Origin of the sequence: Haloarchaeobius iranensis (assembly GCF_900103505.1) — an archaeon.
Taxonomy (GTDB): domain Archaea; phylum Halobacteriota; class Halobacteria; order Halobacteriales; family Natrialbaceae; genus Haloarchaeobius; species Haloarchaeobius iranensis.
Genome location: NZ_FNIA01000002.1, coordinates 50,409 through 69,505 on the forward strand (window position 1 = coordinate 50,409; position 19,097 = coordinate 69,505).

Consider the following 19,097-nt stretch of genomic DNA (forward strand, 5'->3'; position numbering starts at 1 on the left):
TCGCCCGACCTAAAGCCGTGCGGTTCGGCCACCGGCGACCGTCGTCCGGCGAGTGTCCTCCCGGGGGTTCATATAAGAAGCCGGGTCCACCACCGGCGTGCCCTGACCAGCGGTCGTGGACCGCGTAGCGGGTGTGCGACGCGACGGTCCACGCGAGGAGAGCGTCGCCTGTCAGCCAAGTTCGACCGGGTCCACCTTCAGGTACTCGCGCAGCAGGACGGTCGCGTAGGAGCCCTTCGGGAGCGAGAAGGAGAAGTTCAGGGGCTCCCGTGCCACGTCCAGGGCCGTCCTGACGAGCAGCGCGCGCCGGGTGCCCTCGCTGTGGAACTCGCCGGGCAGGTCGAAATCCGCCCCCGTGAGCGACAGCTCCGAGAGCACCTCGCGCTCGATCTCGCCCTGTTCGCCGTCGGCTAGCTCCGTCTCCGTCCCGACGAGCGGCGCGGTCACGAAGGCGCGACCGCGCTCGCAGTGGCGTGCGACGGTGTCGACACGGGACTCCGTCACGCGCTGCTCACGGGCCACGTCCGGCAGCGGGAACTCCTCGGGTGCGTCCGCGTCTGCGAAACAGACCACGTCGCCGGCCACCGGTCTCGTGAACGGAAGGCCCCGCTCCAGCCGCCTGCTCAGCATGCGGTTGAACGCGTACGACTGCGCCGCGTGGACGAACAGTCGCTGGAGGTTCTCCGGGAGCGTCTCGATAGCCTCGCGGAAATCCGCGGGTTCCTCGCCACCGTTCTCGACGAGCGTGTGGAGCATCGACCGCTCGAATCGGAGCCCACCGGGGAACGCCTGCAGCGCGTCCGCCCAGGCCACGCCGTCCTCGACCAGCTCGCGCGCCTCGCGGGTCTCCTGGCGCTCGTCAGGATGCGGGTTGCCGACGTAGGTCCGCACCGCGCCCTCCCAGTCGCCGCGAACGATGTCGAGGCCGACCTCGTGTGTGACGGGGCGGATGCTCCCGAAGCGCTGCTGGCCGAAGAAGTTGGGGACGGCGACCCGGCCGTCGCCGAACGCGCGCAGCTCATCGGTCACGCGGTCCGCGGCCGTCGAGTCGTCCGGCTCGGAGACGACGATCTCGAACTCGTTGCCGAGCAGGTCCCCGAACTGGATGGCCCGCCCGGCGCGGCCGACGATTTCGAGGTCCGCCCGCGAGAGCGACGGCAGGTCGTCGGGCGAGACGCCCTGCAGGGTAAACAGCTGCGTCGACACCGCGCGCTTGTCCTTCGTGCCGGCCCACGAGACGCGCCCCCGGCTCATCCCGAGCTCGTTCGAGAGCCGGCGGACGAAGTCGTTGGTGTCCCAGCCGCGGAGCGTCGCGCGCACGACGAGGTACGGATAGTCACCGGTGGGAGCGTCGACGGGGTTCGACTCGAACCGCTCGCGCTCGACCACCCGGAAGTGGTCGTTCTCGGCACGGAGTCTGCCGCCCACGCCGTCGTCGTCGCTCACGTAGTCGTCGATGCCGACAGCCCGTTCGCGTGGATGTGCCTCGCGCATCGCTCAGAACAGCGAGAGGTGTCCGGTGACGCGATCCACGACCTCGTCCTCGCCGGGGCCGATAGCGAGCGCAGTCACGGTGCCGGAGTCGAGCTGGGTGTGGCCGGCGTCCCTGATGATGGCGTGCGGGAGCCGTTCGGATTCCGCCCTGTCGGCGAGTTCGAACAGCTCCGACTCGCCGCTGCCCTTCAGGACGACCTTCTTCTGGCCGGAGCCCTTCCAGGCCTTCCGCGTCCGGGCGTCAGTGTCCTCGTACGCGCTGAGCGACGCGTGGGCGACCTGTGCGGCCAGTTTCCCCTGGCCCATGCCGATGTCGGTCCGCGCGACGATGGCCTGCTTCATGTCCCGGTCGAGGGGTGGCGCGAGTAAAACGGTGGCTATCCGTCGGCGGCGAGGAGGTCGTTATCCGCGATGAACGCTCGGCTCAGTGCCTCGGAGTAGCTCAACAGCGTCAGCAGCCGGTCGCGAGCGTCGTCGTCGGTTCCACCGACGACCACGAACACGCCGTGGCGGACCGCGACGTCCATCCCGTAGAACCGGCCCTGGTCCCGGATACGACTCGCCAGCGCGGCCGCGTCGGACTCCGTCTCCATCCGGAGGGCAGCAACTTCGAAGGTGGTGCCGTCGTCGGCCTCGTAGGTGGCGAGCTGGCCGGCGTTCGCGCCGACCGAACCGCCGGTCGTTCGAATCCCGGTGATCGCCAGTCCACCCTCCGGGCTCGGGAGGACGGCCCGGGGCGGTGCGTCCTTGCTGGGGCGACGGGCGATGCCGCTGCCCGCTTCGGAGCTGGAGCCGCCGGAGAGTTCGGAACAGCCGGCGACTGCCGTCACGGCGGCGATGCCAGCCAGCCGCAGCACCCGTCGTCGTTGCATCGAGCGTGTGTCTCGGTCGGGTGGGCATAACCGTTCGTTCGGTTTCGAGCCCCGAATCGGATGCCGATTCCACCGTATCGAAGGGGTTTTGGTCGCACGTGGGGTTCGACCGGGTATGAGTGCACCCTGGGAGGACTGGAACCACATCCTCAAGCTCGACCCCGACAAGGACCTCGTCGAGGGCGAGACGTTCGAGGACGTGTGTGCCACTGGTACGGACGCCATCGAGATCGGCGGCACGCTAGGGATGACCGAGGAGAAGATGCGGGAGATGATCCAGGCGTGCGCGGCCTACGACATCCCAATCTACCAAGAGCCGTCGAACCCGAGCGTCGTCGTCGAGAGCGACGCGCTCGACGGCTACCTCGTTCCGACGGTGTTCAACGCGGGCGACATCTTCTGGGTCACGGGCGCGCACAAGGAGTGGGTCCGTATCGAGGGCGGGCTCGACTGGGACCGCACGACGACGGAGGCCTACATCGTGCTGAACCCGGAGGCGAGCGTCGCCGAGTACACCGAAGCGGACTGCGACCTCTCCGCCGACGACGTGGCGGCGTACGCCGAGGTCGCGGAGAAGATGTTCGGGCAGGAGATAGTCTACGTCGAGTACTCGGGCATGCTCGGCGACCCCGAGACGGTGCAGGCGGCCGCGGACGCACTCGACGAGTCGACGCTGTTCTACGGCGGCGGCATCCACGACTACGAGTCGGCGAACCTGATGGGCGAGCACGCCGACGTGGTCGTCGTCGGCGACCTCGTCCACGACGACGGTGTCGACGCGGTGGCCCGCACGGTCGACGGGGCCAACGACGCCTGACCGAGCCGCAGAGGAGTTACCGTCGTTTCGAATTCTGGATCTCTGTTTAACAGTAGTAAAGAGTGCCCGGTGGAATTAAGCCGCTCGTGGCCACACGTTCCCGCATGACAGTCGATGACATCGGCCGAGTCGCCGTGCTCGGTGCCGGGAACATGGGACACGGAATCGCCGAAGTCGCCGCCCTCGCGGGCTACGAGGTGACGATGCGCGACGTGGAGCAGGAGTTCGTCGCCGACGGCTACGAGAACATCGAGTGGAGCCTCCGGAAGCTCGCCGAGAAGGACCGCATCGAGGAGTCGCCCGAAGCGGTGCTCGACAGGCTCGACACGACGGCCGACCTCGCAGCAGCGGTCACCGACGCGGACCTCGTCGTCGAGGCCGCACCCGAACGGATGGCCCTCAAGCGCGAGATATTCGCCGAGGTCGAGGAGCACACCGGCGAGGGGACCATCCTCGCGTCGAACACGTCCAGTCTGAGCATCACGGATATCGCCGAGGCCGTCTCGGACCCGAGTCGTGTCGTCGGGCTGCACTTCTTCAACCCGCCGGTGAAGATGGACCTCGTGGAGGTCGTCCACGGCGAGAACACCGCCGCGTCGGTCGCCGAGAAAGGTGCCGAGTTCGTCGAGTCGCTGGGCAAGACCCCCATCCACGTCCGCAAGGACGTCCAGGGGTTCGTCGTCAACAGTATCCTCGGCCCTTACGGCGGCGAACCTGCCTGGATGGTCTCCGAGGGCGAGGCCACCATCCGGGCGGCGGACGCCGCGATGGTCCACGAGCGAGGCTACCCGATGGGGCCGTTCGAACTCGCCGACCTGACCGGCATCGACGTGGGGTACCACGTCCGGACCGAGGGCGGTATCCCCGTCCCACCCATCGCGGAGGAGAAGGTGGAGGCCGGCGACCTCGGCCGCAAGACCGGCAGTGGCTACTACTCCTACGAGGACGGCGACGGCGCGGACTACGAGCCCGACGACGCCGGCGATTTCGACACCCTGCGAGTCGAGGCACGGATGGTCAACGAGGCGGCGAAGCTCGTCGGCGACGACGTGGCGACGCCGGAGGCGGTGGACACGGGGACGAGACTCGGCGCCGGCTTCGCGACGGGTCCGTGCCGGCGTGGCGACGAGCTCGGCCTCGACGTCGTGCTGGCGAAGCTCCGCGAGCTGCAGGAGGCGACCGGGGCCGAGCGGTACGAGCCGGCCGACTACCTCGTCGAACTCGTCGAGGCCGGTCGCATCGGTGAGGACGCGGGCCAGGGTTTCTACGAGTACGACACCGGCGACGGGCCGGGACCGTACCGGCTGCTGAACTACGAGACCGACGACGAGGGGCTGCTCGCGGTCGAGCTCGACCGCCCGGAGCGCATGAACGCCCTCTCGACGGACCTCCTCGACGAGGTCGCCGACCTGTTCCGGTCGGTCGACACGGACGAGATACGGTGTGCGACCATCGAGGGGGCCGGGGACCGGGCGTTCAGCGCCGGCGCGGACATCGGCGGGTTCGCAGACGTGGAACCGACCGACGTGATGGATGTGACGCCCGCGTTCGAGGCGGTCAACGACTTCCCGCGCCCCGTGCTCGCGAAGGTCGACGGCTACTGCCTCGGCGCCGGGCTCGAACTCGCGCTGGCCTGTGACCTCCGAATCGCGACGACCGGCTCGGAGTTCGGCTGCCCCGAGATACGGCTCGGGCTCATCCCCGGCGGTGGGGGGACCCAGCGACTCCTCCGCATCCTCGGCGAGACGCGCGCGAAGGAACTCGTGTTCCGGGGGAACCGCATCAGCGCCGAGCGCGCCGAGGACTGGGGGCTGGTCAACCGTGCGGTGCCGGCCGACGAGTTCGACGCGACCGTCGAAGCGTTCCTGGACGACCTGCTCTCGGGGCCACCGGTCGGCCTGAAGGTGGCCAAGACGGTCCTGAACGAGGGCGACGACGCGAGCCTCGCGGCCGCACTGGCCCTGGAGAGCCAGGGCTTCGGGCTGCTGATGAGCACCGACGACGTGGTCGAGGGCACGACGGCGTTCGCACAGGACCGTGAGCCGGAGTTCGAGGGTCGATGAGCCGCCCGGAGTTCGCCCACGACGACGTCGCGACGGCCTACCAGCAGTACATCGACAGCCACGGGTTCCTCTCGTGGCTCGGGCTCGCCGTCGAGACGGTCGAGAACGGCCGCGTCGTCTTCGCCGTGCCCTACGACGAGAAGCTGACGAACCCGGCCTCCGAGGGGGTCGTCCACGGCGGTATCACGGCCTCGCTGGTCGACACTGCCAGCGGCTTCGCGTTGCGGACGACGTTCGACGACCCCGCCGCCGCGCGACTGACGACGACGGACCTCGACGTGTCCTACCTCCGTCCAGCCACGGGCGACCTGCGCGTCGAGGCCGAGGTCATCCGGGCGGGGGACTCGATGGGCGTCACCGACGGGCTGATCACGACCGAACACGACGGCGAGACGAAGGACGTCGCCGTCGGTCGGACGAGCTACCGCCTGCTGGGGGAGGCATGAGCTTCGCCGACACCGAGGTGGGCGACAGCCGACGGACCGCCGGCCGGACCATCACGGAGGCCGACCTCGTCAACTTCGCCGGCGTCAGCGGCGACTTCAACCACCTGCACACCGACGCCGAGCGCATGCGGGAGTCCGGCTACGGCGAGCGCATCGCCCACGGGGCGCTCGTGTTCTCCATCGCGACCGGCCTCCTCTGGCAGGAACGCGCGGCCGGTGGCGACGAGGGCTCGGACGTCGTCGCGTTCTACGGCGTGGACCGCCTCCGGTTCCGCGGTCCGACGTTCGTCAGCGACACCGTCCACGTCGAGACCGAGGTCGTCGAACTGGAGGAGCGCCCGGACCACCCGGAGGCCGCCGGTGTCGTCCGCGAGGAGGCCGAGGTCGTCGACCAGGACGGGACCGTCGTGCTCTCCTGTGAACTGCTCGCGCTCGTCGCGTAGTCAGTGCTCCTCGTCGAGTGCCTCGAAGATCTCGGGGTCGGTCCCGAACTTCAGCACGTTGTGGATGACGGAGTTGCGCAGGTTCGAGACGACCTTGCCGTGGCGCTTGTAGAACTCGTGGATCCAGCGGGACTCCTCCTCTCTGGTCGGGAACATCATGACGGACTTCCACTGGTACTCCCCGTCCGAGAGGAAGTAGAACAGCGTGTGCTCGCTGTCGCGGATGTACTCCATGGCGTCGCGCCACTCGTCGGCGAAGTGCTCGGGGTCGAACTTGAACTCGAACAGCCCGAAGATGAAGTACTCCTCGTTGGGGATGATGGCCTCCCGGAAGACCCCGTGCTCGCGCATCTTCCGGATGGTCTCGCTGACGGTGACGTGCGAGACGTCGATGCCGTACTCCGATTCGAGGATGTCGGTCAGCTCGCGCGAGGAACGCTGTGGGTTGGCAGCGAGCTCGCGGAGGATGACCACGTCGCGCTCCTTGAACGTCCAGTCGGGTGCGTCGTCGTCTGTCATGTCGGTGGCCTCTCGCTCTTGTGGTGAAACGGCTTCGGTTCGGTCGGCTGTATCGTGCGCCGGGGCCGCGTCTCAGGAGCCCTCGAACTCCGGCTCACGGCTCTCGACGAAGGCGGTGACGCCCTCGGCGTGGTCGTCCGTGTCGAAGCAGAGCCCCTGCGCGGTCGCCTCGGCGACCATGGCCTCGTCGACGGTCCGACGGAGCCCCTCGTCGATGAGGCGCTTCGAGTGCCGGAGCGCGACTGTCGGGCCGCTGGCGATGCGCTCGACGAACGCCGCGACCTCCGCGTCGAACTCGTCGGCGTCGTAGACGTGGTTTACGAGGCCGAGCTCGTGGGCGCGCTCGGCACCCAGGACCTCGCCGGTGAACACGAGCTCCTTGGCGACGTTCGTGCCGACGACGCGCGGGAGCAGGTACGACGTGCCGGCGTCGACCGCGAGCCCGACCTCGCGGAAGACGAAGCCGATTGCTGCGTCCTCGCTGGCGAGTTGCACGTCGCAGGCGATAGCGAGGTTCGCTCCCGCGCCGACCGCCGGGCCGTCGACCTTCGCGACGGTGGGGAGCGGGAACGCGACGACGCGGGCCATCGTCTCGCTGGTCGTCTTCTCCAGCGTGCGCACGCTCTCGTCGAGCGGCACCGCCCCCGTCGCGGTCTGGGACATCAGCTCCACGTCGCCCCCGGCCGAGAACGCCTCGCCAGCGCCCTCGACGACGACGCAGCGGGCGTCGCTCTCCTCGACCTCGTCCAGGGCGTCGCGCAGTCCCGCGGACATGTCCAGCGAGAACGCGTTCCGCCGGTCGGGCTCGTCCAGCGTGATGGTGGCAACACCGTCCTCGATGTCGACGAGGACGGCGTCGCTCATTCGTCGGCCTCCCGCAGTTCGAACTTCTGGACCTTGCCCGTCGTCGTGCGCGGGAGTTCGTCGACGAACGCGACCTCCCGGGGGTGCTTGTACTCGGCGAGGCGTTCGAGGCAGTACTCACGCACCTCGTCGGCGGTGAGGTCGGCGTCGGGGGTCTCCACGACGAACGCCTTCACGGTCTCGCCGCGGCGCTCGTCGGGGATGCCGACGACAGCCGCCTCGGCGATGTCGGGGTGCTCGAAGAGGAGCTCCTCGACCTCGCGCGGGTAGATGTTGTACCCGCCGCTGACGATCATGTGCTTCTCGCGGTCCACGACGTAGTAGAAGCCGTCCTCGTCGTGGTAGCCGATGTCGCCGGTGTGGAACCAGCGCTTGCCGTCCGCGTGGGTGAAGGCGTCCTCGTTGGCGTCGGGTAGCCCGTAGTAGCCCTGCATCACGTTCGCACCGCTGATGACGAGCTCGCCGGTTATCTCGTCGAGGTCGACCTCGTCCTCGTCGACCGGCCCCTCCTCGACCGGTGCGATCTCCTCGAAGTCCGCGTCGACGACGCGGGAGTCGACGCCGGGCAGCGTCTTGCCGATGCTGCCCACGCGGCGGCCCTTCTCCGGGCTGTTGAAGTGCGTGACAGGGCTGGTCTCGGTGAGCCCGTACCCCTCGTAGATCTTGGTCGGGTAGAGCTCCTCGAACCGGCGGAGCACCTCCACCGGGATGCCGGAGCCGCCGACGCCACAGAGCCGGACCGACGAGAAGTCGAACTCCTCGGCGTTGGGCTGGTTGATGACGTCGTTGTACATCGCCGGCACGCCGTGCATGATGGTGAGGTCCTCGGCGGCCAGCAGCTCCATGGCCTGCTGGGCGTCCCACGACGGGAGCGGGTAGTACGCGCCGCCGCTGAACAGGGTCGCGTTCATCACGACCGTCATCCCGTAGATGTGGAACAGCGGGAGCACCCCGAGTGCCTTGTCGTCCGTCCGGACGCCGTCCGGGACGAGCGAGGCGGCCATCTCCGCGTTCGAGTGCAGGTTCTCGTGGGTGAGCAGCACTCCCTTCGGCTGCCCCGTGGTGCCGGAGGTGTACGGCTGGACCGCCACGTCGTCGTCGTCCCGGTCCACGATGTCGGGTGCGCCTGCGGCGAGGAACTCGCGGAAGGCGGTCGCGTCGTCGTGCCCGCCGATGGCGACGATCTCCTCGACGTCGGTCCCGTCCTGGACCTCGCTGACGAACGGGACGAGGTCGCCGATGGTCACGACGACCTTCGCACGGCTGTCCCCCAGGAGGTGGCTGATCTCCCGGGTCTTGTACTGCGGGTTGATGGGGACGACGATGCCGCCGGCCCGGAGCGTGCCGTGGAACGCGACCACGAACTGTGGCAGGTTCGGGAGGTAGATCCCCACCCTGTCGCCGGGCTCGATGCCGGCCGCCTGTAGTCCGGCGGCGAACTGGCCCACCTGCCCCCAGAACTCCTGGTAGCTGATTTCCTGGCCGTCGTAGTGTAGTGCCGTCGTGTCCGGATGCGCCGACGCGGTGTCGGCGATCTCTGTGACAAGATTTGCCATGGCTCGTGTTGGCCAAGGGTGTATTCCCTCTAAAAGGTTGGCGTGCCGGACACGACTGTTAGCACTGTCACGGCCGCCAATTAACGATGGTAACACCCCGACGCCCCCGGAATATAGTGTCACTGGGGCAATATTTTTGTCGCCGGGCGTCGACCGGCCACGCATGACGGAGACGGTTCGCGGGACGGTTCGGGGTATGGGGTCGAGAGCGAATCCGGCGTTCGCGGCGGGGGCAATCCTCCTGCCGGTGCTCGCGCTCCTGCTGGCTGCCACGGTCGGCACGCGCGAGCAGCACACCTACGTCCACGTGATGGCCGGTGTCCTGTGGACCGGTATCGACCTGTTCATGGCGATGGTGCTCGGGCCGGTGCTGGGTGGTCTCGCCGTCGACGCACGCTCGTCGGTGTTCGAACGGTTCACGCCGAAGATGACGTTCCTGATGCCGTCGCTGGCTCTCGTCACCATCGTCGGCGGTATCACGCTCGCGCTCCGGGTCCAGGTGTTCCCGAACGCGCAGCCGTGGCTGGCCCTGTTCACCGCGTTCACCCTCCTGCCGGCCCTCCTGAGCATCGGCTGGCAGTTCGACGCGTTCCGCGACCGGCGCTGGCTCGTCGCCTTCGGCCTCTCGCTGCTGGTGAGCGTCGCCTATCTCGGGACGACGCTCCCCGCCTTCGAGATGACGAGTCACGTCATCGCCGTCGCCCTGGCCATCGTCACGGTCCTCAGCGTCCTCGGCTTCGGGGTCCTGCTGCCCGGCGAGGTGAAGATGTACCGCGAGATGACGTCCGACGACCCCGACACCGAGGTCATCAGCCGCATCGGGATGCGCAACGCGAAGCTCGCGGGGGTCCAGGGCGTGTTCCAGCTCGCCGTCGTCGCCAGCATGGTCTCCCTCCGATACGGGGGGTTCTGAGCCGGGACCGTCGACCGAAAAGACGGTGTTTAAGGCTACCCCTCCGGAAACCGGTGGTATGGAGAACCGAACGTACACCGCGGACGCCGAGCCCGGCGACCACGTGACAGTGGCCGGCTGGGTCCACGAGATCCGCGACCTCGGCGGCATCGCCTTCCTCATCCTCCGGGACAAGACGGGGAAGATTCAGATCAAGTTCGAGAAGGACGAGATGGACGACGACCTCGTCGAGGCCGGTCTCGACGCCGCCCGCGAGAGCGTCGTCAGCGTCACCGGCACCGTCGACGAGGAGCCCCGCGCCCCCACCGGCGTCGAGGTCACGCCCGACGGCTTCGAGGTCATCGCACCCGCCGACCCCGAGCTCCCGCTCGACCCGTCCGGCAAGGTCGACGCCGAGCTCCCGACCCGGCTGGACAACCGCACGCTCGACCTCCGCAAGCCCGACGTGAAGGCCGTCTTCGAGATCCGCGCCGAGGTCCTGCGCGCGGTCCGCGAGCAGTTCCGCGACGAGGGCTGCACGGAGATCAACACGCCGAAGATCGTCGCCACGGGGACCGAGGGCGGCACCGAGCTGTTCCCCATCTCCTACTTCGGCGAGGAGGCGTTCATGAACCAGAGCCCGCAGCTGTTCAAGCAGCTGATGGCCGGCTCCGGCCTCGAGAAGGTGTTCGAGATCGGTCCCATCTTCCGCGCCGAGGAGCACAACACGCCCCGACACCTGAACGAGGCGACCTCCATCGACTTCGAGGGCGCGTTCCACGACCACACCGAGGCGATGGACGTCGTCGAGGGCATCGTCAAGGCCGCCTACGAGGCCGTCGCACAGAACTGTCAGGCTGAGCTCGAAATGCTCGACATCGCCGACGAGTTCGAGGCACCGAGCGGCGAGTTCCCGCGGCTCACCTACGAGGAGGCGCTCGACCGCATCAACGCGACCGGCGAGCTCGACGACCACCTCGTCTACGGCGACGACCTCTCGACCGAGGCCGAGCGAGTGCTCGGCGAGGAGGTCGGCGAGCACTACTTCATCGTCGACTGGCCCAGCGAGATCAAGCCGTTCTACATCAAGGACTACGACGACGACGCGGAGACCTCGACGGGCTTCGACCTCATGCACCCGCGCATGGAGCTCGTCTCCGGCGGCCAGCGCGAACACCGCTACGACCACCTCGTCGAGGGCTTCGAGCAGCAGGGCCTCGACCCCGACGAGTTCGAGTACTACACGAAGATGTTCAAGTACGGCATGCCCCCGCACGCCGGCTGGGGCCTCGGCGGCGAGCGTCTCGTCATGACGATGCTCGGGCTGGACAACATCCGCGAAGCTGTGCTGTTCCCGCGCGATCGCCAACGTCTGAGCCCGTAGGGGAAGACTTGGCGAGCCTGTGAGACGAGCGCAGCGACTCTCAGTGGACAGCCCCCGAATTCGGAGAGTCACGGGCACGGACGACCTGCCGACGCGACTGTCCTGTCGGCCGTTCTTCCAGACACTCCGCACGAAACACTTTTGTACTGCCCAATACAGCACGAAAATATGTCCGGGATGGCCCTCCTGTTCGGACTCGCTATCTTCGTCGCCCTGTGCTGGGGCTGTATCGCCGCGTGGGTCTGCTACGACTCCGACTACCACAGTCGGACGGCCGCGGCCGGCCTGACCGTCGCCGTGTTCCTCACCGGGCCGCCCGGGCTGCTGGCGTACCTGGCGTTCCTGAGTCCGGCCTCGGAAGCGGCAGACTGGCCGAGATGAAAACGGATTAAGGCACCCGTCGCGGATGGTGTGCCATGACCGAGGAGGCACGGGCGTTCGTTCCGGGACACATCACGGGCTTCTTCAGCGCACACCCGGACGACTCCGACCCGACGAAGGCCGGCTCGAGGGGGGCCGGACTGACCCTGACCGACGGCGTCGAGGTGACCGTCCAGCAGGGCAACGGGCCGTCGCTGACGTTGAACGGCGACGCAGTCGAGGTCGAGGCGGTCGACCGGGTGCTCGACGCGCTCTCCGCACCGGCCGTCGTCGCGGCCGAGACGGAGCTACCACTGGGTTCCGGCTTCGGCGTCTCCGGCGCGCTGGCGCTCGGCACCGCGCTGGCGGCGAACCGCGTCTATCGTCGGCAGCTCTCCGAGAACGAACTCGTGACCATCGCCCACGGTGCCGACGTACAGGCCGGTTCCGGGCTCGGCGACGTGGTCGCACAGGCGCGGGGCGGTGTCCCCATCCGTCTGGAGCCGGGTGGGCCACAGGACAACCACCTCGACGGAATCCCCGCACGGGCCCGGGTCGAGTACGTCTCCATGGGGGAGCTGTCGACGGAGGACGTGCTCTCGGGCGATACCACGCTGCTCTCCGAAGCCGGGAAACGGGCGCTCTCCCGCGTCGTCGAGGAGCCGACCCTCGCGAGTTTCGTCCACGCGTCGCGGCGGTTCGCCCGCGAGGCGGAACTGCTCACGCCCGCGGTGACCGAGGTCGTCCAGGACGTGCTGGCGGCCGACGGCCAGGCGTCGATGGCGATGCTCGGCGAGACGGTGTTCGCGTTCGGCACCGGTCTCTCCGATGCCGGCTACGAACCGTCGGTGTGTGCGACCCATCCGGCCGGGGCGATGCTGAAGTGACCCGACACGGCCGACCGCAACCGACGTGCTTTCCTGCCCTGCGGTCCCAGTGCGACCGATGACCGACCAGCGCATCCCTGGCTCCGTCGTCGTCGCCATCTTCGCGACAGCCCTGCTCGCGCTCGCACTCGCGGCGTTCGGGTTGCTGAACGCGCCGACCCCAGTCCAGTCCGTGCCGCTGTTCATCGTTGGCCTGCTGTTGCTCGGCCTCGCCAGGGTCACCGCGCTGGGACGGCCCGCAGGCCGAGTCGGGCTGCTGCTCGTCCTGGTTCCGGTCGTCGGCCTCTCGACCTTCGGGGCGGCCGTCACCGGTGACCCGTCGTTCCTCGTCGGCACCGGTCTCGGCGCGACGGCGTTCGTCTCGCTGGCCGTGACGGGCGAGCACTTCGAATCGTGAGCGTTTTTCACAGTCGGGCGCGGAGTGGCCGCCATGAGCGAACACGTCGACGTGCCCGAGGACCACCCTCGGTACGAGTCGCTGCTGACCAGACACCGTATCGAGGCCGGTGTCGACAGGGGCATCACCAGCCGACAGGGACTCATCGCACAGGGCCGCGGCGAGGCGTTCGACTACCTCCTCGGCGAGCGGACGACGGAGTCGGCCGACGAGGCCGAGCGCGTCGCCGCCGCGCACCTCCTGCTCGCGGACCACGCGGTGCTCTCGGTCAACGGGAACGTGGCCGCACTCGCCCCCGAAGAGACGGTCACACTCGCCGAGGCGACCGGCGCTGACATCGAGGTGAACCTGTTCAACCGCACTGCGGAGCGCATGCAGGCCATCGTCGACCACCTCCGGGAGCACGGCGCGACCGAGGTCAAGGGACTGGCCGCCGACGCACGCATCCCCGGGCTCTCCCACGAGCGCGGCAAGGTCGACGCCGACGGCATCCACGACGCCGACGTGGTGCTCGTCCCGCTGGAGGACGGCGACCGCGCCGAGGCGCTCGCCGCGATGGGCAAGACCGAGCTCGTCGTCGACCTCAACCCCGGCTCGCGCTCGGCCCGAACGGCAACCGTCCCCATCGTCGACAACATCGTCCGGGCGCTACCGAACATGACGGCGCACGCCCGGGAACTGGCAGACATCGACGAGGCGACGCTGCGCGAAGTCGTCGAGGACTTCGACGCCGAGCGAGCACTGGACGACGCCGAACGCGAGATTCGGTCCGGGAGCTTCGAGTAGGTCGCGGGCGTGGCTTTTCGATGGTTCTGTGAGACGCGACAGGGCCGTTATTCCTGTCCGAAGGTTACACCAGTTGTAAACCTTTCATCACCGGCTCGCGCTGGCGAGACTGCGCGAGCGCAGCGAGCGCGTCGAGCCGCCAGCGCGCGAGGGACGAGACGCGCAGGGAGCCTGCGACCGAGCACGTCGGGGCTTTCTGGCTGGTATCGGGTCAAGAGAGTCCCACGACGGACGGGACCTACTCGGTGGTCGCGTCCACCGATGCGACACCATCAACAACACAAGCGATTCCAGACACCACTGCTAGCCGGAACCGAACCGCTGAAACGCCAGCCGCCGAACACGGCACCATGGGAACCCCACTGGAACCGCGGTCGGCGCAGGCCGAGGAAGTGGTCGAACGACTGGAGGCGGAGTATCCGGACTCGACCATCTCGCTTCGCTTCTCGAACCGGCTCGAACTGCTCGTCGCGGTCGTCCTCTCCGCGCAGTGCACCGACGAGCGCGTCAACGAGGTCACCGAGCAGCTGTTCGAGAAGTACCAGACCGCCCAGGACTACGCCGCGGCGACCGAGGAACAGCTGGCCGAGGACATCTACGGCATCACGTTCCACAACAACAAGGGCGGCTACCTGAAGGGCATCGGCGAGCTTCTCGTCGCGGAGCACGACGGCGAAGTGCCGGACACGATGTCGGCGCTGACCGACCTCCCCGGGGTCGGGCGCAAGACCGCGAACGTCGTGCTCCAGCACGGGCACGACATCGTCGAGGGCATCGTCGTGGACACGCACGTCCAGCGGCTCTCCCGGCGGCTCGGGCTGGCCGAGGCCGAGCGTCCGGCGACCATCGAGCCGGAGCTGCAGGAGGTCGTCCCCCGGGACAAGTGGCAGCAGTTCACCCACCTGCTCATCGACCACGGGCGGGCGGTCTGTGGGGCGCGCTCGGCCGACTGCGACGGCTGCGAGCTCGCGGACATCTGCCCGTCAGAGAAGGGCGACTCGGCGGTCGACCTCGCGTCGGGCGAGCCCTGGTGAGGCTCAGAGGAGCTGGTAGAGGACGACGTAGCGCATGATGCCGACGACGTAGGCCAGTAGCCAGAACATGACGTAGCCGAAGACCCCGACGCGGAGGCGGAACCGCCACGCGGGCATGTTCTCGTGTATCTCGTCCAGCGCGATATCCTGGTCCGGGTCCGCGTAGAGGTTGTGCCGACGCTTTGCCTGCAGGATGTGGTAGATACCGGTCAGCGCAAAGAGCAGGAGGGCGTACGCCTGGAGGCCGAGGAACGCGTGCAGCGCGGCCAGCCCGCCGAGCTGGTCGAGCAGCCGGGGGCCCATCCACGCGACGACCGGGACGGTGTTCAGGACCAGCCCGGTCACGATGAACTTCAGGTGGTAGACGAGCGTGTCCCACGTGACGACTTCCGTGTCGATCATGATCCACGCGCCGTAGAGGTAGAAGGGGAAGCTCGCGGAGACCATGGTCAGCGCGACCGTGGCGACGGTGAGGTCCTCGACCATGCGCGGACCTCCGTCTCGCGCCGCGTTAAAAGGTCGGAATCCGGTCCGGGCCGGACGTCGGAAAGCGTTTACAGGTTCGGGACCAACGTCGGGGTAATGACCGACGCTGGACCGTCCCGGTCCGAGGGCGAGGACGAGCAGGCCAGCTGGGACCAGGCCGCCGGCTCGACGTCCGAAGAGAGGACCGAGCGGACTGGCACCGTCGAGCCGTCGGACGCGGGCGAGACGGCCGACGCGGACGCGCTCTCCGACGAGGAGCTCCGCCGGCAGGTCGAGGAGAAGTACGACTTCGACGACTTCGGCCCGGCCGAGATGGCGGAGATGAGCTACGAGGAGTGGGACGCCGCGTTCGACCCCGAGACGTGGATCGTCGGCGAGGAGCTGCTCGACCGCGTCGAGCAGGACCTCAACGCACAGATCGCCAGCCGGGACGTGTTCGCCGTCATCGAGCGCGTCACGTACGAGGGCGAGGAGGTCCTGCTCGCGTACTCCGACGAGGGGTACGCGATGGTGTTCCCCGACGGCTCCATCGACGGCTTCGGGACCGTCCTCCGGGACGTCAAGCCGACCGTCGCCCTCTGCTCGATGGACGAGTACGAGCCCACGGAGCCGCCCGCCGAGGCGGTGCTGCCACACCCCGACGAGATTCCGGAGGGGAGCGGCCAGCTCGGCAACAACATGCTCCAGATCGTCGCGGCCTCGCTGCTGGTCGCGGCGCTCGGGCTCGTCGCCGGTGCGTTCTTCGCGACCAGCGGGTCCGGCGACGCCCTCGCCCGCGGGATCATGATCGTGATGGCGATGGTGTTCGCTCTCGCTGGCCTCGCGCTGTTCCTGACCGTGGCCAACGCCAGACTCTCGGACCGGTTCCGGGCGGAGGAGTACCGCAACCGGCTTCGAGCCATCGGTCTCGAGGACGGCGAGCGGCCGTCGTTCCTCCCGGTCGAGCCGGAGGGCGACCCCCGCGATTCCGCGGGCGTGGACGACACGGCCGACTCCGAATCGTAGGCGCTGTGACCCTTGCATCGGTGGGTTTAAGCAAACCCAATCCTGACCATCGTATGTATGAATAGGCGGGACTTTCTGATGGCTGCCAGCGGCGTTGCCGGCGGCGCTGGAGCCGCGAGTGCGGCCGCCGCCGCCCAGGAGGAGACAGGGTCGTCCGGCTCGTTCGGCATCCAGGAGGGTAACAACTCCTCGGACAACGGCACGACGAACGGCACGACCGCTGCTCCTGGCGGCGGTGGCGGCGGAACAGCGACCGTCGCCGTCGGCCCGAACGGCGACTACGTGTACACACCGGGGACGGAGGAACCCCTCTACATTTCGCCCGGCACGACGGTGACGTTCGAGTGGGAGTCGGACAACCACAACATCAACCCGACGTCGGTGCCGGAAGGTGCGTCCTGGGAGGGCCACATGCCCACCGAGAACACCGGGTTCACGTACGAACACACGTTCGAGACCCTCGGCACGTACGAGTACCAGTGTGACCCCCACGCCGGCCTCGGCATGAAGGCCACCATCATCGTCAACGAGTCCGGCCAGGCACCGGGCGGCGAAGGTGGCGGCGAGGTCGACCCCGAGCACATGGGTGTGCCGATCCAGGCTCACTGGGTCGGTATCGCGACCATCCTGGCCATCATGAGCTCGCTGATGTTCACGTTCTACGTGCTCAAGTACGGCGAGTCCGCACACAGCAGCAGCCCAGGGAGGGACTGACAAATGTCCACGAAAGGAAGCAACTACGGTGACATCCACCGATACGAACCGGCCAGAGAGAGCACCGCCGCAGCAGTCGCCATCGTCCTGCTGACCGTCATCGAGGTCGTCTTCGTCGGCCTGTTCACCTACGGCCTCGTCAACGGCTGGGGCCTGAGCGGCGAGGGGAACATGTACCTCGGGTTCCTGCTCGCGATCATCTTCATCGACCTCGCGTTCATCCTCCTGCTCTACCGCAAGGAGTTCCTGCCTGACGTGATGATCGTCAAGAAGCGCCGTCGGAAGTGGGAAGACCTCTACATCCGCGAGGAGGACGTCGACGGGGCGGAGCTCGGAGACGCCAGCGCGCTCGACACACTCAAACGTGCGGTCTACCCCTACTACAAGAGATAACCATGCCAGTAGACGAAGATAAATATCCGGTCGAATCGGACCGCCGTCGCTTCGTGAAGGGCGTCGTCGGTGGCGCATCGCTCGCCGGCATCGCCACAGCGGGCGCAGCGGCCGTCAACAGCACGACGTCGTCCAGCGGCGGTGGCGGTGGTTCGGTCACGTTCCGCGCCATCGAGAACACCGACGGGCCCGCACCGCGCGGGATGCCCCAGATCCCCATCGAACTCGAGGAGATCCCCGGCGAGGACGACGCCTACATCAAGGGTCGCTGGCCCGAGGTCAGCGAGGTCGAAGAGCAGGGGAAGACGATCAAGGTCGCGCGGGAGGACATCGCGGGCGAGACGTACTCCTCGGAGTGGTTCCAGTACTGTGGAGTACAGACCTACCCTGGCGTCTACCCCGACGCCACCGAGGAGAACTCGGACCTGACCAACTACTTCCGCTACAACGGCAACTCGAAGTTCACGTGGCAGAACGAGGAGGTCAGCGGCGGGCAGAAGATGAAGCTGAGCCACTTCTCGGACTACGAGACGTGGGGCAACGGTATCGGGACCGCCGGCATCGGCAAGCCCGCCAGTGGTAGCTGGCGCTCCGAGGGACTCGAACCCTCCGAGACGATGGCGATCGAGGTCATCCGTTCGAGCCGCATCGAGGAGGCTGCCCAAGACAACGAGTGGCTGGCCCAGACGACCGACAGCGGCGTCATGGCCCACCTGAACAAGTGTACGCACTTCTGCTGCGTGCCGGCGTTCAAGGGCCAGGCTGGCGCGGAGAGTTTCGGTGCAGCGGACGCCGTCTACTGCCAGTGCCACCAGTCGGTATACGACCCGTTCAACATCATCAGCACGAACTTCGTGGCCCTGCCGCGGCCGGCGAGGGACTGACACCATGAGCCTGCAAAAGAAAGACGAATACGACCATCAGGGGTGGATGAAGACGAAGGACCTCACCCCCGTCGAGAAGACGTATCTGCTGACGCTCATCTGGCTCGACAAGCGGCTCCGGATCGTCGACTACCTCGAGCTGCTGGAGGACCTCTACTACAAGGTCAACCTCCAGATGCCCAAGAGCCACACCGAGCAGTACAACCTCGACAACAAGTTCTGGTACTGGTACCCGCTGTACGCGCTCGGGTCGTTCTCCACGATAGCGTACGTGGTGGCGGCTATCTCGGGCGCACTGCTCGGGTTCTACTACTCCCCGTCGACCGCGGGGGACCCGTCGGCGGCGTACAACCAGATCGTGTTCATCATGCAGGACCTGAACTTCGGGTTCATGCTCCGGTCGCTCCATCGCTGGTCCGCACAGGTGATGGTCGCGGCCGTGTTCCTGCACATGCTCCGTGTGTACTTCACCGGCGCGTACAAGGAGCCCCGCGAGCTGAACTGGATACTCGGCATCATCCTCATCTCGCTGACGATGGTGTTCGGGTACACGGGCTACCTGCTCCCGTGGGACCAGCTCGCGTTCTGGGCCGGCCAGATCGGCGTCGAGATGTCGCTCTCGATCCCGCTCGCCGGTGAGTGGGTCGCGCAGCTCATCTTCGGCGGCTTCACCCTGACGCAGTCGACGCTGCAACGGATGTACATCCTGCACGTGTTCGTCCTGCCGTTCGTGGTGACGACGCTGATCGCACTGCACATCGGCATCGTCTGGATGCAGGGTATCGCGGAACCGCACTAACC

23 protein-coding genes are annotated in these 19,097 nt (G+C 67.8%); 16 read left to right on the forward strand and 7 right to left on the reverse strand.

Going from position 1 to position 19,097, the window contains the following annotated elements; all coding sequences use genetic code 11:
* Nucleotides 1–171: 171 nt before the first annotated feature.
* The 3 genes from truD to BLT27_RS01685 are packed head-to-tail and all read right to left on the reverse strand — an operon-like array spanning nucleotide 172 to nucleotide 2,366.
* On the reverse strand, nucleotides 172–1,494 hold the full coding sequence (gene truD / locus BLT27_RS01675) for a tRNA pseudouridine(13) synthase TruD (protein ID WP_089731299.1): 1,323 nt from the start codon (nucleotides 1,492–1,494) through the stop codon (nucleotides 172–174).
* A gap of 3 nt (nucleotides 1,495–1,497) precedes the next feature.
* A complete protein-coding gene (gene pth2, locus BLT27_RS01680) occupies nucleotides 1,498–1,836 on the reverse strand; it encodes a peptidyl-tRNA hydrolase Pth2 (RefSeq protein WP_089731300.1) in 339 nt (112 codons plus the stop codon).
* A gap of 35 nt (nucleotides 1,837–1,871) precedes the next feature.
* Nucleotides 1,872–2,366 (reverse strand): hypothetical protein, encoded by a 495-nt coding sequence (locus BLT27_RS01685; RefSeq protein WP_089731301.1) that lies wholly within the window; start codon nucleotides 2,364–2,366, stop codon nucleotides 1,872–1,874.
* A 115-nt stretch (nucleotides 2,367–2,481) separates the two neighbouring features.
* Here BLT27_RS01685 and BLT27_RS01690 point away from each other — a divergent pair, with 115 nt between their 5' ends.
* The 4 genes from BLT27_RS01690 to BLT27_RS01705 all read left to right on the forward strand — a co-directional run bounded on the left by BLT27_RS01690 (nucleotide 2,482) and on the right by BLT27_RS01705 (nucleotide 6,135).
* On the forward strand, nucleotides 2,482–3,183 hold the full coding sequence (locus BLT27_RS01690; RefSeq protein ID WP_089731302.1) for a phosphoglycerol geranylgeranyltransferase: 702 nt from the start codon (nucleotides 2,482–2,484) through the stop codon (nucleotides 3,181–3,183).
* A gap of 104 nt (nucleotides 3,184–3,287) precedes the next feature.
* Nucleotides 3,288–5,246 (forward strand): 3-hydroxyacyl-CoA dehydrogenase/enoyl-CoA hydratase family protein, encoded by a 1,959-nt coding sequence (locus BLT27_RS01695; protein ID WP_089731303.1) that lies wholly within the window; start codon nucleotides 3,288–3,290, stop codon nucleotides 5,244–5,246.
* Nucleotides 5,243–5,692, forward strand: a complete 450-nt coding sequence (locus tag BLT27_RS01700; RefSeq protein ID WP_089731304.1) for a PaaI family thioesterase — start codon at nucleotides 5,243–5,245, stop codon at nucleotides 5,690–5,692. The genes BLT27_RS01695 and BLT27_RS01700 overlap by 4 nt, the downstream gene beginning before the upstream one ends.
* Nucleotides 5,689–6,135 carry a MaoC/PaaZ C-terminal domain-containing protein gene (locus tag BLT27_RS01705; protein ID WP_089731305.1) on the forward strand — a complete coding sequence of 149 codons (447 nt, stop codon included), beginning with the start codon at nucleotides 5,689–5,691 and terminating at the stop codon, nucleotides 6,133–6,135. Before BLT27_RS01700 ends, BLT27_RS01705 begins: the two co-directional genes overlap by 4 nt.
* Here the strand turns inward: BLT27_RS01705 and BLT27_RS01710 are convergent, their stop codons facing one another.
* The 3 genes from BLT27_RS01710 to BLT27_RS01720 form a co-directional block, all read right to left on the reverse strand.
* Nucleotides 6,136–6,654 carry a winged helix-turn-helix domain-containing protein gene (locus BLT27_RS01710; RefSeq protein ID WP_089731306.1) on the reverse strand — a complete coding sequence of 173 codons (519 nt, stop codon included), beginning with the start codon at nucleotides 6,652–6,654 and terminating at the stop codon, nucleotides 6,136–6,138.
* 72 nt (nucleotides 6,655–6,726) lie between these two features.
* The gene (locus BLT27_RS01715; RefSeq protein WP_089731307.1) at nucleotides 6,727–7,518 is read right to left on the reverse strand and encodes an enoyl-CoA hydratase; all 792 of its coding nucleotides are present in this window, start codon (nucleotides 7,516–7,518) and stop codon (nucleotides 6,727–6,729) included.
* A complete protein-coding gene (locus tag BLT27_RS01720; RefSeq protein WP_089731308.1) occupies nucleotides 7,515–9,074 on the reverse strand; it encodes a long-chain-fatty-acid--CoA ligase in 1,560 nt (519 codons plus the stop codon). The genes BLT27_RS01715 and BLT27_RS01720 overlap by 4 nt, the downstream gene beginning before the upstream one ends.
* A gap of 196 nt (nucleotides 9,075–9,270) precedes the next feature.
* On the opposite strand from BLT27_RS01720, the gene BLT27_RS01725 reads away from it, so the two are divergent.
* The 7 genes from BLT27_RS01725 to nth all read left to right on the forward strand — a co-directional run bounded on the left by BLT27_RS01725 (nucleotide 9,271) and on the right by nth (nucleotide 14,814).
* Nucleotides 9,271–9,987, forward strand: a complete 717-nt coding sequence (locus BLT27_RS01725) for a hypothetical protein (protein WP_089731507.1) — start codon at nucleotides 9,271–9,273, stop codon at nucleotides 9,985–9,987.
* A 58-nt stretch (nucleotides 9,988–10,045) separates the two neighbouring features.
* Complete coding sequence (gene aspS, locus BLT27_RS01730; RefSeq protein WP_089731309.1) at nucleotides 10,046–11,350, forward strand: aspartate--tRNA(Asn) ligase; 1,305 nt, start codon at nucleotides 10,046–10,048, stop codon at nucleotides 11,348–11,350.
* Between the two features lie 168 nt (nucleotides 11,351–11,518).
* Complete coding sequence (locus BLT27_RS01735; protein ID WP_089731310.1) at nucleotides 11,519–11,731, forward strand: hypothetical protein; 213 nt, start codon at nucleotides 11,519–11,521, stop codon at nucleotides 11,729–11,731.
* 35 nt (nucleotides 11,732–11,766) lie between these two features.
* Nucleotides 11,767–12,597, forward strand: coding sequence for a pantoate kinase (locus BLT27_RS01740; RefSeq protein WP_089731311.1), 831 nt, complete (start codon nucleotides 11,767–11,769; stop codon nucleotides 12,595–12,597).
* Between the two features lie 58 nt (nucleotides 12,598–12,655).
* Nucleotides 12,656–12,994: a hypothetical protein gene (locus tag BLT27_RS01745; protein WP_089731312.1), complete on the forward strand. Its 339-nt coding sequence runs from the start codon at nucleotides 12,656–12,658 to the stop codon at nucleotides 12,992–12,994.
* A 33-nt stretch (nucleotides 12,995–13,027) separates the two neighbouring features.
* On the forward strand, nucleotides 13,028–13,780 hold the full coding sequence (locus BLT27_RS01750) for a 4-phosphopantoate--beta-alanine ligase (protein WP_089731313.1): 753 nt from the start codon (nucleotides 13,028–13,030) through the stop codon (nucleotides 13,778–13,780).
* A gap of 350 nt (nucleotides 13,781–14,130) precedes the next feature.
* The gene (nth, locus tag BLT27_RS01755; RefSeq protein ID WP_089731314.1) at nucleotides 14,131–14,814 is read left to right on the forward strand and encodes an endonuclease III; all 684 of its coding nucleotides are present in this window, start codon (nucleotides 14,131–14,133) and stop codon (nucleotides 14,812–14,814) included.
* A gap of 3 nt (nucleotides 14,815–14,817) precedes the next feature.
* On the opposite strand, the gene BLT27_RS01760 is transcribed toward nth, so the two are convergent.
* The gene (locus BLT27_RS01760; protein WP_089731315.1) at nucleotides 14,818–15,300 is read right to left on the reverse strand and encodes a DUF7321 family protein; all 483 of its coding nucleotides are present in this window, start codon (nucleotides 15,298–15,300) and stop codon (nucleotides 14,818–14,820) included.
* A gap of 96 nt (nucleotides 15,301–15,396) precedes the next feature.
* Between BLT27_RS01760 and BLT27_RS01765 the strand changes: the two genes are divergently transcribed.
* Genes BLT27_RS01765 through BLT27_RS01785 form a run of 5 tightly spaced genes read left to right on the forward strand, consistent with a single transcriptional unit; the run spans nucleotide 15,397 to nucleotide 19,095 of the window.
* Nucleotides 15,397–16,305, forward strand: a complete 909-nt coding sequence (locus BLT27_RS01765) for a DUF7319 domain-containing protein (protein WP_089731316.1) — start codon at nucleotides 15,397–15,399, stop codon at nucleotides 16,303–16,305.
* A gap of 57 nt (nucleotides 16,306–16,362) precedes the next feature.
* Nucleotides 16,363–17,019 (forward strand): plastocyanin/azurin family copper-binding protein, encoded by a 657-nt coding sequence (locus tag BLT27_RS01770; protein ID WP_089731317.1) that lies wholly within the window; start codon nucleotides 16,363–16,365, stop codon nucleotides 17,017–17,019.
* A 3-nt stretch (nucleotides 17,020–17,022) separates the two neighbouring features.
* Complete coding sequence (locus BLT27_RS01775; protein ID WP_089731318.1) at nucleotides 17,023–17,412, forward strand: DUF7318 family protein; 390 nt, start codon at nucleotides 17,023–17,025, stop codon at nucleotides 17,410–17,412.
* A 2-nt stretch (nucleotides 17,413–17,414) separates the two neighbouring features.
* A complete protein-coding gene (locus BLT27_RS01780; protein WP_089731319.1) occupies nucleotides 17,415–18,296 on the forward strand; it encodes a Rieske (2Fe-2S) protein in 882 nt (293 codons plus the stop codon).
* A gap of 4 nt (nucleotides 18,297–18,300) precedes the next feature.
* Nucleotides 18,301–19,095: a cytochrome b gene (locus BLT27_RS01785; RefSeq protein WP_089731320.1), complete on the forward strand. Its 795-nt coding sequence runs from the start codon at nucleotides 18,301–18,303 to the stop codon at nucleotides 19,093–19,095.
* The last annotated feature ends 2 nt before the right edge of the window (nucleotides 19,096–19,097 follow it).

Bases quoted from the DNA above. Each gene is read 5' to 3' on its own strand.
- truD (WP_089731299.1), bottom strand. From the start codon at position 1,494: ATGCGCGAGGCACATCCACGCGAACGGGCTGTCGGCATCGACGACTAC.
- pth2 (WP_089731300.1), bottom strand. From the start codon at position 1,836: ATGAAGCAGGCCATCGTCGCGCGGACCGACATCGGCATGGGCCAGGGG.
- BLT27_RS01685 (WP_089731301.1), bottom strand. From the start codon at position 2,366: ATGCAACGACGACGGGTGCTGCGGCTGGCTGGCATCGCCGCCGTGACG.
- BLT27_RS01690 (WP_089731302.1), top strand. From the start codon at position 2,482: ATGAGTGCACCCTGGGAGGACTGGAACCACATCCTCAAGCTCGACCCC.
- BLT27_RS01695 (WP_089731303.1), top strand. From the start codon at position 3,288: ATGACAGTCGATGACATCGGCCGAGTCGCCGTGCTCGGTGCCGGGAAC.
- BLT27_RS01700 (WP_089731304.1), top strand. From the start codon at position 5,243: ATGAGCCGCCCGGAGTTCGCCCACGACGACGTCGCGACGGCCTACCAG.
- BLT27_RS01705 (WP_089731305.1), top strand. From the start codon at position 5,689: ATGAGCTTCGCCGACACCGAGGTGGGCGACAGCCGACGGACCGCCGGC.
- BLT27_RS01710 (WP_089731306.1), bottom strand. From the start codon at position 6,654: ATGACAGACGACGACGCACCCGACTGGACGTTCAAGGAGCGCGACGTG.
- BLT27_RS01715 (WP_089731307.1), bottom strand. From the start codon at position 7,518: ATGAGCGACGCCGTCCTCGTCGACATCGAGGACGGTGTTGCCACCATC.
- BLT27_RS01720 (WP_089731308.1), bottom strand. From the start codon at position 9,074: ATGGCAAATCTTGTCACAGAGATCGCCGACACCGCGTCGGCGCATCCG.
- BLT27_RS01725 (WP_089731507.1), top strand. From the start codon at position 9,271: ATGGGGTCGAGAGCGAATCCGGCGTTCGCGGCGGGGGCAATCCTCCTG.
- aspS (WP_089731309.1), top strand. From the start codon at position 10,046: ATGGAGAACCGAACGTACACCGCGGACGCCGAGCCCGGCGACCACGTG.
- BLT27_RS01735 (WP_089731310.1), top strand. From the start codon at position 11,519: ATGTCCGGGATGGCCCTCCTGTTCGGACTCGCTATCTTCGTCGCCCTG.
- BLT27_RS01740 (WP_089731311.1), top strand. From the start codon at position 11,767: ATGACCGAGGAGGCACGGGCGTTCGTTCCGGGACACATCACGGGCTTC.
- BLT27_RS01745 (WP_089731312.1), top strand. From the start codon at position 12,656: ATGACCGACCAGCGCATCCCTGGCTCCGTCGTCGTCGCCATCTTCGCG.
- BLT27_RS01750 (WP_089731313.1), top strand. From the start codon at position 13,028: ATGAGCGAACACGTCGACGTGCCCGAGGACCACCCTCGGTACGAGTCG.
- nth (WP_089731314.1), top strand. From the start codon at position 14,131: ATGGGAACCCCACTGGAACCGCGGTCGGCGCAGGCCGAGGAAGTGGTC.
- BLT27_RS01760 (WP_089731315.1), bottom strand. From the start codon at position 15,300: ATGGTCGAGGACCTCACCGTCGCCACGGTCGCGCTGACCATGGTCTCC.
- BLT27_RS01765 (WP_089731316.1), top strand. From the start codon at position 15,397: ATGACCGACGCTGGACCGTCCCGGTCCGAGGGCGAGGACGAGCAGGCC.
- BLT27_RS01770 (WP_089731317.1), top strand. From the start codon at position 16,363: ATGAATAGGCGGGACTTTCTGATGGCTGCCAGCGGCGTTGCCGGCGGC.
- BLT27_RS01775 (WP_089731318.1), top strand. From the start codon at position 17,023: ATGTCCACGAAAGGAAGCAACTACGGTGACATCCACCGATACGAACCG.
- BLT27_RS01780 (WP_089731319.1), top strand. From the start codon at position 17,415: ATGCCAGTAGACGAAGATAAATATCCGGTCGAATCGGACCGCCGTCGC.
- BLT27_RS01785 (WP_089731320.1), top strand. From the start codon at position 18,301: ATGAGCCTGCAAAAGAAAGACGAATACGACCATCAGGGGTGGATGAAG.